This window comes from Chimaeribacter arupi (genome assembly GCF_002858805.1).
Classification (GTDB): domain Bacteria; phylum Pseudomonadota; class Gammaproteobacteria; order Enterobacterales; family Enterobacteriaceae; genus Chimaeribacter; species Chimaeribacter arupi.
Genome location: NZ_PJZI01000008.1, coordinates 79,832 through 97,028 on the forward strand (window position 1 = coordinate 79,832; position 17,197 = coordinate 97,028).

General features: G+C 62.3%; 14 protein-coding genes. 1 reads left to right on the top strand and 13 read right to left on the bottom strand.

What is annotated here, in order from left to right; genetic code table 11:
• Positions 1–3: 3 nt before the first annotated feature.
• The 13 genes from CYR52_RS06815 to CYR52_RS06875 all read right to left on the bottom strand — a co-directional run bounded on the left by CYR52_RS06815 (position 4) and on the right by CYR52_RS06875 (position 15,560).
• Positions 4–252, bottom strand: a complete 249-nt coding sequence (locus CYR52_RS06815; protein ID WP_101828250.1) for an acyl carrier protein — start codon at positions 250–252, stop codon at positions 4–6.
• Entirely contained in the window at positions 245–1,036 is a 792-nt protein-coding gene (locus CYR52_RS06820; RefSeq protein WP_101828251.1) for a hotdog family protein, read from the bottom strand. Before CYR52_RS06820 ends, CYR52_RS06815 begins: the two co-directional genes overlap by 8 nt.
• Complete coding sequence (locus tag CYR52_RS06825) at positions 1,033–2,283, bottom strand: beta-ketoacyl-[acyl-carrier-protein] synthase family protein (protein ID WP_101828252.1); 1,251 nt, start codon at positions 2,281–2,283, stop codon at positions 1,033–1,035. Before CYR52_RS06825 ends, CYR52_RS06820 begins: the two co-directional genes overlap by 4 nt.
• A gap of 1 nt (position 2,284) precedes the next feature.
• Positions 2,285–3,676, bottom strand: coding sequence for an efflux transporter outer membrane subunit (locus CYR52_RS06830; RefSeq protein ID WP_101828253.1), 1,392 nt, complete (start codon positions 3,674–3,676; stop codon positions 2,285–2,287).
• Positions 3,673–5,616 (bottom strand): ABC transporter permease, encoded by a 1,944-nt coding sequence (locus tag CYR52_RS06835; protein WP_101828254.1) that lies wholly within the window; start codon positions 5,614–5,616, stop codon positions 3,673–3,675. Before CYR52_RS06835 ends, CYR52_RS06830 begins: the two co-directional genes overlap by 4 nt.
• Positions 5,613–6,770 (bottom strand): efflux RND transporter periplasmic adaptor subunit, encoded by a 1,158-nt coding sequence (locus CYR52_RS06840; protein ID WP_101828255.1) that lies wholly within the window; start codon positions 6,768–6,770, stop codon positions 5,613–5,615. Before CYR52_RS06840 ends, CYR52_RS06835 begins: the two co-directional genes overlap by 4 nt.
• A complete protein-coding gene (locus tag CYR52_RS06845) occupies positions 6,767–8,905 on the bottom strand; it encodes a peptidase domain-containing ABC transporter (protein WP_101828256.1) in 2,139 nt (712 codons plus the stop codon). Before CYR52_RS06845 ends, CYR52_RS06840 begins: the two co-directional genes overlap by 4 nt.
• On the bottom strand, positions 8,902–9,858 hold the full coding sequence (locus CYR52_RS06850) for an ABC transporter (protein WP_101828257.1): 957 nt from the start codon (positions 9,856–9,858) through the stop codon (positions 8,902–8,904). The genes CYR52_RS06845 and CYR52_RS06850 overlap by 4 nt, the downstream gene beginning before the upstream one ends.
• 2 nt (positions 9,859–9,860) lie before the next feature.
• Positions 9,861–10,055, bottom strand: a complete 195-nt coding sequence (locus CYR52_RS06855) for a hypothetical protein (protein ID WP_101828258.1) — start codon at positions 10,053–10,055, stop codon at positions 9,861–9,863.
• Positions 10,056–10,833: 778 nt separating this feature from the next.
• A complete protein-coding gene (locus CYR52_RS06860) occupies positions 10,834–11,694 on the bottom strand; it encodes a PhzF family phenazine biosynthesis protein (RefSeq protein WP_072928165.1) in 861 nt (286 codons plus the stop codon).
• A gap of 86 nt (positions 11,695–11,780) precedes the next feature.
• Positions 11,781–13,220, bottom strand: coding sequence for a cation:proton antiporter (locus CYR52_RS06865; RefSeq protein ID WP_101828259.1), 1,440 nt, complete (start codon positions 13,218–13,220; stop codon positions 11,781–11,783).
• Positions 13,221–13,384: 164 nt separating this feature from the next.
• Positions 13,385–14,458, bottom strand: coding sequence for an AraC-like transcriptional regulator QhpR (gene qhpR / locus CYR52_RS06870; RefSeq protein WP_072928161.1), 1,074 nt, complete (start codon positions 14,456–14,458; stop codon positions 13,385–13,387).
• Positions 14,459–14,534: 76 nt separating this feature from the next.
• Positions 14,535–15,560: a phosphotransferase enzyme family protein gene (locus tag CYR52_RS06875; RefSeq protein ID WP_072928160.1), complete on the bottom strand. Its 1,026-nt coding sequence runs from the start codon at positions 15,558–15,560 to the stop codon at positions 14,535–14,537.
• A 238-nt stretch (positions 15,561–15,798) separates the two neighbouring features.
• Here CYR52_RS06875 and eat point away from each other — a divergent pair, with 238 nt between their 5' ends.
• Positions 15,799–17,160: an ethanolamine permease gene (gene eat, locus CYR52_RS06880; protein WP_072928158.1), complete on the top strand. Its 1,362-nt coding sequence runs from the start codon at positions 15,799–15,801 to the stop codon at positions 17,158–17,160.
• Positions 17,161–17,197 lie beyond the last annotated feature (37 nt).

The window sequence follows — 17,197 nt, forward strand, 5'->3', positions numbered from 1 at the left end:
GGCTCAGGCCTCCTCACCGGCAAAATGCTGGCAAAGCTGGCGCAGCGTCAGCCCTGGGTTCTGCACAAACAGATCGGCTTCCAGCGTCAGGCCGAACTCGCGTTTCAGCAGTACCATCAGCTCCACATAGTCCAGGCTGTCCAGCTTCAGCGCCGCCAGCGGCATATCCGCGTCCAGCGTGGCCGGGTCGAGGTCTTTGGCGTCACACAGGGTGTCCGCAATGGTGGTGTAGAGGGTGGTGTAGTCAGTCATCGTAATCTCCTTGGTGTTGGAATGGGGCGGGCCAGGTTTTCAGCGAAATAAAGTGCGTCATGGCCTGTGTGCCCAGGCTGGCCTGAATACCCAGGCGCAAGATAAAACCGCGCTGCCGGTCGCCCAGCACCAGGGCGGGCAGCACGGCGTAATCCACGGCGGCACCCCCTGCCGCCCCTGCCGGGGTGTCCAGCAGGGCGGCAGAAAATGAGGCCTCGTTGTGGGTCTGCATCAGCGGGAGTTGCGGCATCACGTCCGGCAGGGTGGTGGCCTGCAATTCCGGCAGGATGTCATGCACGGTTTGCATCACTTCGGGCGAGGCCAGCAGCTCGCGGAACAACAGGGCGTCCAGCGCGACCCAGGCGGGAAGACCCGGCGGCAGCACGGCGGTATCACCCAGAGCGCACTGCCTGACGGCCAGCCCCGGTTGTAACGCCGGAGGGGTGCTGCCGGCCAGGCAGGCACTGATGCAGGGCTGCGCCTGGGCATCGAGCAACCTGGCGCTGACGCCCCTGGCGGTCTGCTCCACGCTGAGCTGATAGGGCTGACAGCAGTAGATCGGCGCGCGCAACCGGCTGGTGAAATGCCAGGCTTGCGGCGGGTCGTTTCGTTTCCCGGCGGGCGTGCTGAGCGCAGCCTTGACATCCAGCAGCGCGCGCATCCCCTGGATCGGCGTCTGCGTCAGCCCCAGCCGCCGGGCGAAACCGGCATCGTAGTGGACAGGGTTGTCATCCCCGGAAAAGGTGGTCCAGTGGCGGATATGCGCCGCGGTGTAGCGGATCATGCCTGGCCCCGCGACAGGATTAACGCGGCATTCGCGCCGCCAAACCCAAAGCTCAGGTTCAAAGTATGGTCAAAGCGGGCGGCGCGGTGGCCCTCGGCAATGTAATCCAGATCGCACTGCGGGTCAGGGCGGCGGAGATGGGCCGTGGCCGGCATCACCTGTTCGGCCAGCGCCTTCAGGCAGACAATCGCTTCAAAACTGCCCGCCGCCGCGATCATATGGCCGGTGTAACTCTTGGTGCTGGAGATCGGGATGGTATAGGCCGCATCGCCCAGCGCCATTTTGATGGCATCGGACTCATTAAGATCGTTGAGCGGCGTGGAGGTGCCGTGGGCGTTGATGTAGCCGAGCGCTTCCGGGGCCAGCCCGGCCTGCGCCAGCGCCGCCCGGATGGCTTTGGTGCGCGGGATTTTGTCCGCGGCCGGGGCGGTAAAGTTGACGGCGTCTGAATAGTTGCCGTAGCCGGTAATTTCACCCAGGATCGCGGCACCGCGTGCCAGCGCCGCCCCACGCTCCTCCAGGCAGAGCACCGCGCCGCCTTCTGACAGCACAAACCCGCTGCGGTCGAGGCTGAAGGGGCAGCAGGCGCGCGCCGGATCATCCTGTTCCGGTGTCAGCGCTTTGAGGACATCGATATTCCAGATGGAGTTGTCTTTGGTCAGCGATTCCGCGCCGCCCGCCAGCATCATGTCAGCGCGCCCGCTGCGGATCACCTCAAACGCATCGCCAATCGCGAGGGTGCCGGTGGCGCAGGCGGCCACCGGAGTAGCCTGGTAACCGCGCAGCCCCCAGAACTGGCTACAGGCGGCGGTGGCAACGTTGGGCATGGTCAGAAAGCACCCGAACATCGACCCCATGCCGGTCTGCTGGTACTGGTCATAATTTTCCAGCGCCTCATCCAGCCCGGCCCAGCCGGTGCCGATGATCGCGCCGCAGGCGAGCGGGTCATAAACCTCAGCCACCGGCCTGTCGCCGAAGGCCATCGCCATTGCCTCACGGGCCGACACCAGCGCCAATTGCGCGAAGCGCGGCAGGCGGCGGCGGATGGCGGCCGGTAAAAAGGCGATGTCCGGTTTTGGGTCGGCCAGCCCATAAAAGTGCGACGCGATCCCGGCGGCCTGCCGGTCAACCCGCCGATAACCGATGTGCCCGGCCATAATCCCGGCCCAGCTCTGTTCCGCGCTGTTTCCCAATGGGGTGACCGCGCCGTAACCGGTGACGACAACCCGGCGTGATGGTGTACTCATCTTATGGTCCTTTTGCCTGGTCAGGGAGCACATCGCGGCCGTCATAGCCCATTGCCAGGCAGAGTGTCAGCGTGGCATTGAGGTAACGGATCCGGGCATCGACCAGATTGATATGGTTGGTGAAGAGATTTTCTTGTGCCGCCAGCCATTCGCTCAGGGGAACGGCACCCGCCAGATAGCGGCTGCGGGTCAGGTCGGCACTCTGTTGGTTCAGCGTCACGCTCTTTTGCAAAAAGGTGAGGTTCTGTACGGCGGCCTGCCGTTCTGCCTGCGCATCCGCCACCTGGGACAAGGCGCGGTACACGCTGTTGCGGAATTCAAGCGACGCCTGCCGGACGCTGATCTGCGCGTGTTCCACGGTGAGCTGCACCTTGTTCCACTCCAGGAACGGCAGCGAAAGCGTGGTGCCCAGCGTGCGCGCCGGGTTATCGAACCACTGGCGGAACAGCGCATTGCCCGCATTCAGGGCCGCGCTCAGCGACAGCGTAGGGTAGAAGCTCAGGCGTGCCGCGTCGGAACCGGCCAGCGCCGCGCGTAACCGCCACTCCGCGGCCTGGACATCCGGCCGGTGCGCAATGATGTCCAGCGGGGCCGAAAGTGTGACGGTGACGGGAACGGCATCGGTCGCCGGTTTGCCTTCCGGCAGCGGCTGGCTGGGCGGCCGCTCCAGCAGCAGGGCCAGCGCATCACGGCTTTTTTCGCGTTCTGCCTGCACATGGTGGATCTGATTGGCACCTTCCAGCACCCGCTGTTCCGCCTGCAACACGCCCTCACGGGCTTCATTCCCGGCTTCATAGCGGGCGCGCACCAGGTGCTCTGTTTCTTCCCGCAGCGTTTGGATCCGGGCCAGTTGCTCAAGCTGGTGGTTATACTGGCTGATCTGCCAGTAGAACTGGGCGGTGGTGCCGATCAGGACACGCGCGGTTTCTTGCAGATCCTGCGCGCTGGCTTCCGCTTCCCATTGCGCCTGATCGCGCGTTCTGGCCAGTTTGCCCCACACATCCAGCTCATAGTCGAGGTTGAGTGAGGCGCTGTAGCTTTCGTAGGGTTCGCGATCCTCTTTCAGTGATTTACTGTTACCGGCATTGCCGCCTGCCGATACCGACGGCGTCAGGTTGCCTGCGGTCAGTTCGCGTTGGAGCCGCGCCTGCTTCAGGCGCAGCCCGGCTTGCAGCAAATCATTATTGGCGGCCAGCGCCTGCTCAATAATGGCGGAGAGCGTCGGGTCGTTGAATTGCTGCCACCAGCGGCCGCTGTGTTGCAGGTATTCGCTGCCGGTGTCCTGCTGTTGCCAGGCGGGCAACGCGAGGTCGGGGCGTTGGTAGTCGCTTTCGGTGAGGGTGCCGCAACCGGCCAGGCACAGCGCCCATCCCAGGTTCAGTGTACGTTTCACTCTTTTGCCAGGGCCTCCACCGGGTTAAGCCCTGCCGCCCGTTTCGCCGGGAAAAAGCCGAACACCACGCCAATCAGCACGGAGAACAGGCAGGAGAGCAGGATCGGGGGCCAGGTGACGACCATGACCCACTCAGGTTGGATGCGCGGCACCACCCTGGCGGCCGCCAGCGAAAGCAGAATGCCGGCAACGCCGCCCAGCAGGCAGATCACCACTGCCTCAATCAAAAATTGCAGCATGATGTCCACAGGCCGGGCACCGACGGAGAGCCGGATGCCGATCTCATAAATGCGCTCGGTGACTGACACCAGCATCACGTTCATCACGCCGATGCCGCCCACCAGCAAAGAGATGGCGGCAATCGAGGTAATCAGTTGCGTCAGCGAGCGGGAGGTTTTCTCCATCACTTCGCCCAGGCGTTCGTTGGTGCGGGTATGGAAATCCCGTTTGCCGCGCACCTGGGCAAGCGCCTGTTCAACCTGTTGCTGCACCTGCACCACATTGCGGCTTTCAGCGATGCGCACCACCAGTTTGCTGAACGGCTGCTCACCGCTGAGGCGGCGGGTCAGCGTGGTGTAGGGCATCCAGAGTTCTGCCTGCCCGCCGACGTAGCCCGCTTCTGCGCCACGCGCCACGCCGATCACGCGGAAAGGGATGCCGTTGACGCCAATCACCTGTCCCACAGGAGAACCCTCCGGGAACAGCGTTTTATGCAGGGTGGTGTCGATAATCGCCACCGGTTCGCTGCCGGACATATCCCGTGGCGAGAAGCCGCGCCCGCTGACCAGGGTGATATTCCGTACATGGAAATAGGGCGTATCGACGCCGCTGGCCATCACGTCCTGCAATTTTTTCTGCGCGGCCGCCACCGCGAAGGTCTGGAGCAACGGCGACACACTGTCGATGCCCGGCTGCGCGTGCAGGAACGCGGCATCTTGCAGCGTCAGTGGGGCGGGATGGGAAGTGAACTGTTTCTCCAGGCTTTCGCCGGGCAGGATTTCCAGGGTCTGCGCACCCAGTGCGCCGATCTCTTTTAAAATCTGTTGCCGTGCGCCTTCGCCCATCGCCAGCGAGATCACTACCGCCGTAATGCCGATGATGATCCCAAGCATGGAGAGCAGGGCGCGTACCCGGTGGCCCATCAGGGCGCGCCAGGCCATTTGCATGGCGCATTTCAACCGTTGTGCCAGGCCCGCAGGCGGCAGGATGCCCGGTTCAGGCATAACCAGCGGTTCGCTTTTCGTCGGGGCGCAGGGCGTGTCGCGGGTGATGACGCCTTCATCGATTTCAATGATGCGTTCAGCCTGTTCGGCCACGGTGCGATCGTGGGTGATGATAATCACCGTGCGCCCGGCATGGTGCAGCGCTTTCAGGATCGCCATCAGCCGTTCGCCGCTGGCTTTGTCCAGCGCGCCGGTCGGCTCGTCCGCCAGGATAATGTCCGCGCCGTTCATCAATGCCCTGGCAACGCTGACCCGTTGCTGCTGCCCGCCGGAAAGCGCCGACGGTAAATGGTTCTCCCGCGAGGCCAGGCCGAGCTGGCGCAGCAGGAATTGCGCATGGCTGTCGCGGGTGGCTTCATCCCAGGCGCGGTACTGGGCCGGGATCAGCACATTCTCCTGCGCCGTCAGGAACGGGATCAGGTGGTAGCGCTGGAAGATGAACCCGATATGGCGGCTGCGCAGCCGTGCCAGGCTTTCCTGGCCGGCCTCCGCCACCGGTTCGCCATGAATGAACAGGGCGCCGCGGGAGGGGGTGTCGAGGCAGCCGATGATGTTCATCAGCGTAGATTTGCCCGAGCCCGAGGTGCCGATGATGGCGACCATTTCGCCCGGCCGGATGCGCAAATCAACCTCTTTCAGCACCTCGAGCGTTTCATCACCCGAGCGGAAGGTGCGGCAGACTTTCCGTAATTCAATCGCATAGCGGGGGGTGCTCACGATGCCGCCCCCTCCTGCTGCACCAGGGCGACCTGTTCCCCTTCCTGCAACCCGGATTTCACCTCAATCAGGTTACGGTCGCTGATGCCGACGGTGATGTCACGCGCCTGCGGCACGCCCTCTTTGATGACGCTGACCTGATAGCGATCCGGCGCGAGGGGCGTGCCCAGCGCGCTCAGCGGCAGGCGCAGCACCTGTTTCGCCAGTGCGGTACGGATAAAGACCTGCGCCGTCATGGAGGTTTTCAACCGGCGCGCCGGGTTTTTCAGCGTAAACAGGGCGCTGTAATAGACCGCCCCCTGCTGCTGCCCGCCGCCGCCGCTGCTGCTGTCCGCCTGCTGCTGCAACGCCTCTTCCGGGATGGACTGGATATAGTCCAGCGTACTGTCATAACGGGTGTCAGGGTCAGCCTGCACATAGCTCCAGAGCGGCTGGCCCGCCTGCACTTTCAGGATGTCGGTTTCCGAGATGCGGGTATGCACCTCCATCACATCCAGATTGCCGAGCACCATCAGCGTGGGCGCGGAGTCGGAGGAGACCAGGGTCTGCCCCTCTTTGGCGATGATGCCCAGCACTTCGCCGTCAATCGGCGCGACAATGCGCGTATAACCCAGGTTGGCCTCGGCGGTTTCGACATTTACTTCGGCCTGGGTGATTTGCGTCTGCGAAATTTTGATCTGCTCACGCTGGGCGTAGTATTGCGCTTCGGCCTCTTCCAGCTGGGCAGGCACGCCCGCGCTTTCGCGCGCCATCTTCTGCTCACGACGCAGCCGTTTCTCATACTGCTTCAGCAGGACTTCAGCGCTGATTTTCTGCGCCCGTGCACTGTTCAGCTCCGCTTTGGCGTTACGCAGATCGTTCTGCTGCAAGGTCGGGTCAATTTCCGCCAGCAACTGGCCGGTTTTGACCCTCTCACCTTGTTTCACATAGAGCTTTTTCAGCTGGCCATTGACCTGCACCCCGACATTGACCTGCGCCGAAGGCTTGAGCACGCCGGTCGCCATGACCCATTGCTCGATGTCGCCCCGCGTCACCGGCTGCGCAGAGAGCGCCTGCGGGGCGCTGTCATCTGTGCCCGGCACCATCAGCGCCGCGCCGCACAGGGCCAGCGCGATCAGGGCACTGCCGCCCCACCACACCCCGCGGCGCGTCATGAGGCACGCTCCATTGCCACCGGGGCGGCCTGCTCAGCCAGTGCGCCGTGCTCCATCAACAGCGTCCGGTCGAACAGGGGGCATAATGCGGCGCTGTGCGTCACCACAATAAGCGTGCGGCCCTGGCGGCGGCACTGGTCAACGATGCCCGCCATCACCTGGTGCGCGGTGGCGGCGTCCAGGTTGGCGGTGGGTTCATCCAGCATCAGGATGGGCTGGGTGGTGTAGAGCGCGCGCGCCAGCAGCAGCCGCTGCCGTTGGCCGAGGGAGAGGCCGGAGTGGCTTTCACGCACCAGGGCGTTCAGCCCGCCCGGCAACTGCGCCACCACCTCTTGCAGGTTCAGCCAGGCCAGCATCGCGTCAATGTCAGCCCGCCGCGCCGGGGGCACGTCCGTAAACAGCGTGATGTTTTCCAGCATACTGCCGCTGAACAGGATGTCCTCCTGGCTTTGCAGGAAACAGAGGCGGTTACGGTGTTCGGCACTCAGCGGCTGCCCGCCGGCTTCAATCGTGCCCTGCTGGGGATCGAGTAAGCCGGTGATAATCTTCAGCAGCGTACTTTTGCCGCACCCGGATTCACCCACCACCGCCAGGCACTCACCCGGCATCACCGTCAGGTTGAGGTGCGCCAGCACCGGCTGCGGCTCGCCCTCATAGTGGAAACCGATATCCCGGTAGGTTAACGGGGTGTCCGGCGTAACCGGCGGCAGCGAACCTGCGGCAGGCGGGGCCTCGGCCGAGAAGAGATCCGCGGCGCGCTTGTCAATGATGCTGATGCGGTTCTTCTCCAGCACGGCAAAGAACAGGGTGGTGACATAGCTGGCGAAAATTTGCCGGATAAAGTTGTAGGCAAAGAATGCACCGAGCGAAATGCTCCCATCTTTAAGCTGCGGCAGCGCCAGCAGCATAAAGAACACCATCTCCAGGCTGCTCACCAGCTGGTAGATAGTATTTTTGATGGTTTCGTAGATATTCTTGCGCCGGGCGGTTTCAAACAGCGTTGCGGAGTGGCCGGCATAGGCGATGTTGCGTTGCTGCATCAGCCCGGCGGATTTGATGGTCGCGTAACCCTGGATGCTCTCCATAATGAAATCATTCTGTTTCGCGCCGTACTCTTCTAATGCCTGGGTGTAATAGCGGTCGCGGGCCATCGCCCAGACACTGATCAGGCCCATTACCGTAATCCCGGCAAGCGAGAGCAGGGCCAGCGGCAGGCTGATATACGCCATGATCACGAAAGCGATCAGCACAATCACCCAGTGGGTGCGCAGGCCGTTATCCAGTTCAATTTTCTGCCCATGCGTGCCTTGCCAGGAGATAAAGCGGCTATAGATCTCACCGGGCGCCCGCTTTTCAAAAAAGTTAAGCGAGTTGGCCAGCAGGCGCGAAAAACCGTTCTGGCTGGCGATCACCACAAAGCGTTTGATAAAGCGCTCACTGATAAGCCTCACCCCCAGCGCCAGCAGCGAGGAGGCCACAAACACCAGCAGGTAGAGGCCGTAGGGGAAATCGCTGGTGGTGGGTGAGGTGTAGACGTCATTAATCGCGCTGCTCACCATGATCGGCATGATAAACAGGGAGAGTGAGATCAAAAACGTAATGAGCATCAGCCGGTAAATACCGCGGATGCCTGCCGTCTCCTTCAGGCTCATAAAGGCCAGCCGACGGCGGCGCTTCAGGGCGGTGGCGGCTTTTTCACGCGCTTTTTCCCGGACTTTTTCTTCCGCCGCTTCCGCCGGGGCCACCACCACCGCGTAGCCGCTGATCGCCTGTTTCAGCGCTTGCGCGGGCAGCAGTTGTTGCCCCAGCGCCGGGTTCATCACACAGAGTTTGCCGTTGCGGCAGTAAGCCAGGACGACGTAATGCCCTTCGCCATAATGCAGGATCGCCGGCAGGGGCAGCGCCTCCAGTTCGGAGAAGTCAAATTTTACCGGGTAATGGGGGATCGCAAGATCCTGGAGGACGTCGCACAGCTGTTTCATGGTCATGCCGTGCGCAGAGGCCGGGTAGCTTTTACGCAGCATTTCCAGGGAAGTATCCACGCCCTGGGTTTCTGCCAGCATCGCGATACAGGCCAGGCCGCACTCATTGGCTTCACTTTGCAAAACCATGCCGGGAATAATGGTTTTTTTCATGGGACTCGATTTGTAAAAAAAAGGGAGTGGAGATGCCATAACAACCACTCGCCGGGATAGCGGCGAAGGGCATCCTCAATGATTTCCGGCATCCGCTGGGGCAGTTGCCGGGCGGGCACGGGCGCGTCAATGGAGATAGCCAGGCCGTTGTCGAAGGAGAGGGAGTAAAACACCACCTGGGCCGAAATGGCCCGAGACAACCGGACGATGCCGTTATGCAGGGAGGCCGGGCGGCCAAAAAGGCGGCAGGGGTAGGCACCCATCTCGCCGCTGGCTGCCGTCTGGGTATACTCCTGCACCATATCGGGAAAAAGCAGCATGGCCCGCGCCCCTGAGGCGCACGCCGGCAGGTCGTTCATCAGCTGTGAGGCGCGCCCTTCGGCCGGGGCGTGGATGGAGCAATAGCTGATGTTTTCCAGCCCGGCCTGTTGGCGCTCCTGCGGGTGATAGACATCCGCATTGGAGGAGACGATCACCGTCAGCGGCAGGCCGATCGCTTTGGCACCGACAATCACGGCAACAATGTCTGACACGTTATGCATCGGGGCGAGGATGATCGGCGTTTTGGTGTCGAGCAGCGGTTGCAGCACCTGGTTGAGCCGGGCCGCGCACGCCTCAATCTCGCGCATAAACGCCGGGTTTTGCGCCCAGGTGGCGGCGATCTCCAGAATCACGCGCCGTTGCGCCACCCAGGTGAAATCCAGCGGCTGGGCATCACCCAGCAAACAGCGGCAGTTTTCCTGGGCGACCAGGCTGCGGTAACGCTGTGCTTTTTCCGTCAGGCCCAACGCGCGCGCCAGATGCGCCAGCCTGAACAGCCAGCGGTAATGGACATGCCGCAGCAGCACCCGTGCCAGCCTGAAGCGCAGCCCGGTGAACCATCGCCAGCCGCGGAATACAGAGGATAGGAGCCCGCCGGCAAAGAAATAGGCAGTAATCAGGTAAGCGGGCATGGTCAGCCTTCACCCCGCGTTTGTGACAATGTCACCCGCTTCAGGGCGAAGGCCGGGAATTCCGCACCGGGGTCACCCCACTTCTCCGGCTGATGGCCAGCCGGTACACGCGGGTTAATCCGGGCCACGATACAAAAGGAGGAGACTGCCGCCATAAAAAGTGCAGACAGCGTCAGCCTGAGATAATTATTTTTCATAACTGCATCCGGGATAGCCCGTCAAAATGATGTTTGCCTGACGTTTATATCTGCTAAAAGAAAATGTGAGATAGCCGGTGGCGTCATATCAAAAAATTCTGAATGCGCAAAAATAAAACCACTGGCTGAAGGTGGCTTCCGTCAGTAAGGGAATAAGTAAACGCGTACATTATTGCGCTATATCAGCCTGATTGGCGCGTTATTATTCACGTCAATCAGGCGCATCAACACCGTGAATCCAGTCTCTGAATTGTTTACTCACGAGCCTTCAACTGCCCGGCCACGCCATATTCCGTGCCCTGGCGTCCTGAAAGTTATGTCAGGCGAAGTCAGTTTTCGTCTTGCCACCGATCATCATGGTGGGGGGTTCTGCGCTTAATTTAATCATCATTCCTTTTATTAAAGGGGTGGCATCTTGTTGGCACATGTTAATAAAAGAGGATGAAGATAGGATCTTCCCGCTAAACATTATCGGGTTAAATAAAATCTAATTAGAATAACGAGCCTGCTAGCGGTTTAGAACGGGGTGGGAGTGTAACAAGCGTTTTAAAAAAAGAAACCCATTGCTGAATTAATCATGGTTTTATTTATACGAAAATAAATTTAATTAACCTGTTACGTGTTCTTGTAAAAAATAGCCGCGCGGCCGGTGAAAATTTTTCCATGCCAGACGATGACATAGACACAGGCAGGGGCGGGTAAACGTTAAACGTTTCTTTAGGAAATGGCGGCCCCGGAACAAGGGCCGCCATAAAAGTCTTGGCAGGAGGCGGGCGTGTTACGCCACATTGATGGCGGTGTTGTCCATTGGCCGGGCAGTACCGGCCACGCGGATGCTGCCGCCCGGCTCGTCACTGATGCGGATGTTCAGCAGCGAGCGCATACCCATATCTTCGCCCTGAATAATGTCCACCTCGCCGCCGTGCGGCCAGTTGATATCACGCAGGTAGCCGCCGAGCGCAGCCGCTGCCGCGCCGGTGGCCGGGTCTTCATACACCCCGCCGATCGCAAACGGGTTACGGGCATGGAAGCGGGTCGGGCTTTCGGCATGCACCAGGCAGAACGTCGTGATGCCGTGCGCTTCCATCATGGCCTTGCCCTGCGCCTGATCATAGTGCATCGCCCGCAGGGTTTCGCGGTCATGCAATGCCAGCACCAGATGGCGGGCGCCGCCTTCAGCCAGGGCCGGCGGCAGGCGTGCATCCAGATCCTCCTGTTGCCAGCCGAACAGCGCCAGCGCTTCTGCCACCAGGGCCGCCGGGGCCGCTTCACTGCGGGTCGGCGGGGAGTCGAGGGCCGCCGCAGAGAGCCCCGACTGGCTGTCACCTTCCACGCTTATCTCCCCATTGTTCAGAAACAGCCGGTAGCGTCCCGGCCCGAAACGGGTGGCCAGTACCGCACCGGCAGCAATGGTGGCGTGGCCGCAGAAAGGGATCTCAATCTCCGGGGCAAAATACCGGATGCGCCAGCCGTCGTCCTGCGGGGCCAGAAACGCCGTCTCGGAATAACCCACCTCTGCGGCAATCCGCTGCATCTCGGCCGCCTCCGGCAGGGCATCCGTAATCATCACCCCTGCCGGATTACCGCCCTGCCATCTGTCAGAAAAAGCCGCAATACGTGCTACGTTCATCGGTTCCATTTACTCACATCCTCAGGCTATGGGCTAAAAAGTAACTATAGCCAACATACCTGAAATCCGGCAAAACCGCGCGCACCGTAAAAAGATTAATCCTCTGATTTTTCGACTTTTTCACACTGTTTCTGTTGCTCTTCCTGCGTCTTTTCTTCACCCGCTTCGCGCTGTTCCTGCTCCTGGCGGCGGCGTTCCTCTTTTGCTGCCTTGCGCGCCTGCCGCAGGTTAAGCAGCGGCGTGACGGTGATGCCGTGCACAATCACGCTGGCGGCAATCACCGTAAAGGCGATGTCCACCATGCGCGTGGCGTCCGGCCCGTTGCCCAGCCCGTGTGTATAGGCGTAGGCAATGTAGTTGATACTGCCGATGCCGCGGATGCCCAGCCAGCCAAGCAACCAGCGCCGCAGGGACGGAATGCCGGTGCCGATGCTCACTATCCACACCGACACCGGGCGAATGACCAGAAACAGCACCGCCGCCATCAACAGCCCCTGGAAATCCCAGTGCTGGGCGAGGGTGATACCCAGGACGATGACGATCGCAGCGGCAAAAATCCGCTCCATGATGTCACCGAACGCCAGCGCATCGCCCACCACCAGGCCCACCGAATGCGCGGGGCCGACGGTATCGATGGTGTGGCGCTGGTTAGGGTTAACCAGCTCCTCGGCGGGCGGGTAATTCTCATGCTCGCTGATCTCCTCCGGCGGGTGGCGGTTAATCACTTTCATCTCTGCCCGGCGCAGCCCGACGCCCGCGGCAAACGCCGCCAGAAAGCCGGAGGCCTCCAGGCTTTGCGCCGCCGCATAACTCAGGGCGATCAGCGCCAGCGCCAGAAAGTCATTGGGGGCCACGTCATGCTGCTTGCTGCGCAACAGGGTCGCCAGCAGGCCCACCAGCCGCCCCATCACAAACCCGATGCCCAGCCCGCCCAGCAATGCCCAGACCACATCCACCAGCGCCCAGTGCCGCCACTCTTCGCCGCTCAGGCTGCCCTGTGAGCCGATCAGCATCATCGCCAGGATCAGGATCGGCAGCGCCGAGCCGTCGTTCATCCCGGCCTCACTGGAGAGCGCGACCCGCAAATCATCATTGTCACTGGCATCGTTGACTGAAATCAGGCTCGCCAGCACCGGGTCAGTCGGCGCGACAATCGCCCCGAACGCCAGCGCCAGCGGCCAGTCAAAGCCCAGCATATAGTGCGCGGCCGCCGTCACCCCGCCGACCGTAAGCAACATCGCCGGGAATGCCAGCCGGGCGCCCATCCGCCAGCTGCGGGTTCTAAACGGCAGGCGCAGTTTCAACCCGGTGATAAACAGCGAGGCCGCCATCGCAATTTCCGTGACCCGGCCGACCAGCACTGAGTGGTCAACCACGTCTACCTGTAACAGGTTCAGCGCCCAGGGGCCGCATAAAATCCCGGCGGCCAGATACAGCCCAAAAGTGCTGACCGGGCTGCGGCTAATCCACCCCGATGCCAGCGACATCATCAGCAACAACCCACCGGTTGCGGCTGTCCACCCTAAAAAATCCATAGCGCGTATCCTCTTATGCTCTGTCGGGGGCGGGTTCACGCCCCGTTTTCTTCTGCCATGTGTGCATAAAAGTGTAGCAGGTGTAGGGGTTTACCTCGGAAAAGGTGAAGGAATACGCGGTTGGCGGTAAAAAAAGCTGCGGGCGGCAGGAACCGCCCGGCATGTCAGGGGCGGTCTTGTTGCTGTCGCCAGGCACGTGGGCTGATGCCGGACCAACGGCGGAAGGCGCGGGAAAAGGCACTGACTTCAGAGTACCCCAGCAGGAAAGCCATATCCGAAATCGGCAAATGGCGCTGCGCCAGATAGTGCGTCGCCATCTCCTGCCGCACCCTGTCCACCACCCGACTGAACGTGAGCTGTTCGTCACTGAGCCGCCGTTGCAGCGACGCGCCCGACATGCCGAGCAGCCCGGCGACCTGCTCCATCACCGGCTCACCCTGCGGCAACTGCTGGCGGATGGCAGCGCGCGCCTGGTCTAGCACGGATAACGGCTGGCTGCTCTGGTTCAGGCGGCGCATCGCGTCCTGCATCACCATCAGCAGGATCGGGTCACTCTCCGGCATCGGGCGTTGCAGCTCATGGCGCGGGATAAGCAGCGAGTTGAACGGCTGGTCGAAATAGACCGGCGCATCATAATATTTGCAGTGCTCGTGCCACTGTTCCGGCCGGGGGTGTTCAAAATGCACCTCTTTCGGGGCCCACTGCGGCCCCAGCGCATGGCGCAGCAGGTTGATCACCATGCCGAGCGTCAGCTCAGCATCCTGCCGCTGGGAGATAATCGCGCCGTGGCGGATCTGGTAATCGAAACGCAGGCAGTGCGGCAGGTCCACCAGCCGGGTCAGGGTGGCGTGCTGGTGCCACGGGAAAGCAAACACCAGGTTGCGCAGCGCCTGTTCTGCGGTGGCAGAACAGAGGCCGACATAGCCAATCAGGCCGAGCTGCTGGGGTTTGAATTGCAGGCCGTAGTGCAGGCCGAAATTATCCGCACCGGTCTGGCGCGCCGCCTCCTCCAGCACCCGGCAGTAACCGGGCAGCGTCAGGCTTTGGGTGGGCTGGGTCAGCAGGGCCGGGGAGATCCGGCACATGCCGAGGATGCGCTCCGGGTCGCCGCCCTGCTGGGCGATAAACGCTTCCAGCCCGCAGGCCGCTGCGGCCAGAATGCCCTGATGGCCGGAGATCGCCGGTTGGGTCAGCGCCGGAAGCACAGCAGGGTGGGGCAAGGTCTGGGCAGTGATCATCGCGTTCTCCTGATAAACGGGCACCTCAGGAGTAAAGCAAAAGCTGTGCCATCGCCCATGCCTGCCAGAGGGCGATTCAGCCTGCACCCACCGGCAGCCCGCGCTGTTCAAGGTAACGGCGGCAAAGCCTGATGCTCTCCTGTGCCCAGTGCGGCCCCAGCGAGCGCGCCTGCCCGGTGTCTGCATGGGAACCCACCCAGGCCAGCAACTGAATCCGGCGCTGGATCAGCATCGACGGAATGACCGCCACCTCAGCCGGGGTGAGCGGGCAGGTATGCTGATACCCTTCCAGCCAGCCCGCGACCCATGCCGGGGCATCAGGATGGTGCTCAACAAAGCTGATGGCTGCCGCCAGATCGTGCAGGTACCAGCCAAACCCGCAATCATCAAAATCGATGACCCGCGTCTGCTGCTGATGGCGCATCAGGTTGGTCAGGCGCAAATCGGCATGGATCAGCCCGAAGCGGTCCGGCCCCTGGCCAAACGCCTGCATGGCGGCACTGACCTGATGCAGCGTCTCCTCCACCAGCGGGATATCCGCGTTGCTCAGCCCCGGCGCGCTGCGCCAGTCACCCCAGTGGCCGTCCGGGCCGGTCATGGTGGCGTGATCCCAGCGCAGGCGGCGGAAATGTGCCGGGCGCTGCCAGCCCCGGCTGTGCTGGTGCAGGCGGGCGGTGGTACGCCCCAGCTCAATAAAATCCTCCCGCGCCACCCGGCTGAGGTCATCTTGCAGCACCTCCCCGGCGATCCAGTCAAACAGCACCGCATAGCGGGTGTCGCCGGTGTCCGTGCGCAGCGGGATCACCTGCTGCCCGTCACGGTTGGTATGCGCCGCCGGCACCTCAATGCCCGCATCACGCAGTGCGTCCAGCCACAGCAACTCGCTCTGGATCTCCGCCTGCTGGTGGTAATCGGGCCGGTGGATGCGCAGCGCATAACGCCGCTGCCGGGCATCGGTAATCTGAAAGGTGGCATTCTCTGAGCGGCAGAACAGCGCTATCTGCGGCGCGGTAACCTGGGGGCAGGTGGCCAGCGCCTGGGCGGCGAGGCGGCCGAGGGCGGCGTTGTCCAGCGTGTCGTACTGTTTGGCGATGGTGGTCATGGTGGCGTCCCCTGTCATTGGTGCATACGGCCTGAGCGGTTGATGGCGTTAGGATGCGGCGGGACGCAGGGCGTTACCTGACCGCACAGGGCAGGAAGTTGACCGCAGGGCGCGCGGGCGAGGCAGAAAGGGCAAAGTTGACTTCAGCGCACAGCGGCTGACCGGCTGCGGTCAAGTCAGCCGCGCACAAGGCGTGCATTATCGGGATCACTCTTTTGACCTCGACCGGAGTAACGCAATGAGTCAGTTAAAACCCTCTTTGGGCAGTTGGCATTTGTGGAGTATTGCTGTCGGGCTGGTGATCTCCGGCGAATATTTCGGCTGGAGCTATGGCTGGGGCGTGGCCGGGACGCTGGGGTTTCTGGTCACCACGCTCGGGGTGGCGGCCATGTACAGCTGCTTTATCTTCAGCTTTACCGAGCTTACCACTGCGATCCCCCATGCCGGTGGGCCGTTTGCCTACAGCCGCCGGGCCTGGGGTGAAACCGGCGGTTTTCTGGCCGGGATGGCCACACTGATTGAGTTTGTCTTCGCCCCACCGGCGATTGCGATGGCGATCGGGGCTTACCTGAATGTGCAGTTCCCGGCGCTGGATCCGCGTTATGCGGCGATCGGTGCCTATCTGGTATTTATGACGCTGAATATTCTCGGTGCGCATCTGGCGGCGATGTTTGAGCTGCTGGTGACGGTGCTGGCGGTGGTGGAACTGCTGGTGTTTATGGGCGTGGTGTCGCCGGGGTTCAGCGTGGCGAACTTTGCCGCCCAGGGCTGGGCGGGGGCCGATCACTTCTCGCTCCAGACGCTCTCCGGTATTTTTGCCGCCATCCCGTTTGCCATCTGGTTCTTTCTGGCGATTGAAGGCACGGCAATGGCGGCGGAAGAGGCCAAAGACCCGGTGCGCACCATTCCGCGCGCCTATATCGGCGGCATTCTGACGCTGGTGGTGCTGGCGATTGGCGTGATGCTGATGGCCGGTGGCGTGGGCGACTGGCGCAGCTTCGCCAACATCAATGACCCGCTGCCGCAGGCGATGAAACGGGTGGTGGGGGATGACTCACGCTGGCTGCATATGCTGGTCTGGATCGGGTTGTTCGGGCTGGTGGCGAGTTTCCACGGCATCATCCTCGGTTACTCGCGGCAGGGGTTTGCGCTGGCGCGCGCCGGGTTCCTGCCGCCGTCGCTGGCCAAACTGTCACGCTTTTCCACCCCCCACCGGGCAATCCTGGCGGGCGGGGCGATCGGGATTATGGCGATCCTGGCGGATGGCCGGGTGAACTTGCAGGGCATGAGCCTGACCGCGGCGATGATTACGCTCTCGGTGTTCGGCGCGCTGGTGATGTACATCATGAGTATGCTGAGCCTGTTCCGCCTGCGCCGTACCGAGCCGGGGCTGCGCCGCCCGTTCCGCGCGCCGGGTTACCCGCTGGTGCCGGGCATCGCGCTTGGGCTGGCGCTGGTTTGCCTGGCCGCGATGTTCTGGTTTAACCCGGAGGTGGGCAGCCTGTTTATCGGGCTGATGCTGCTGGGTTACGGCTACTTCCGCCTGACCCATGCCCAGCGCGCCGCCGCACCAAAAGACAGCATGCTGACCCAGGATTAACCATTATGCGCGGGGGTCCGCCCGCGCCCAGCAAACA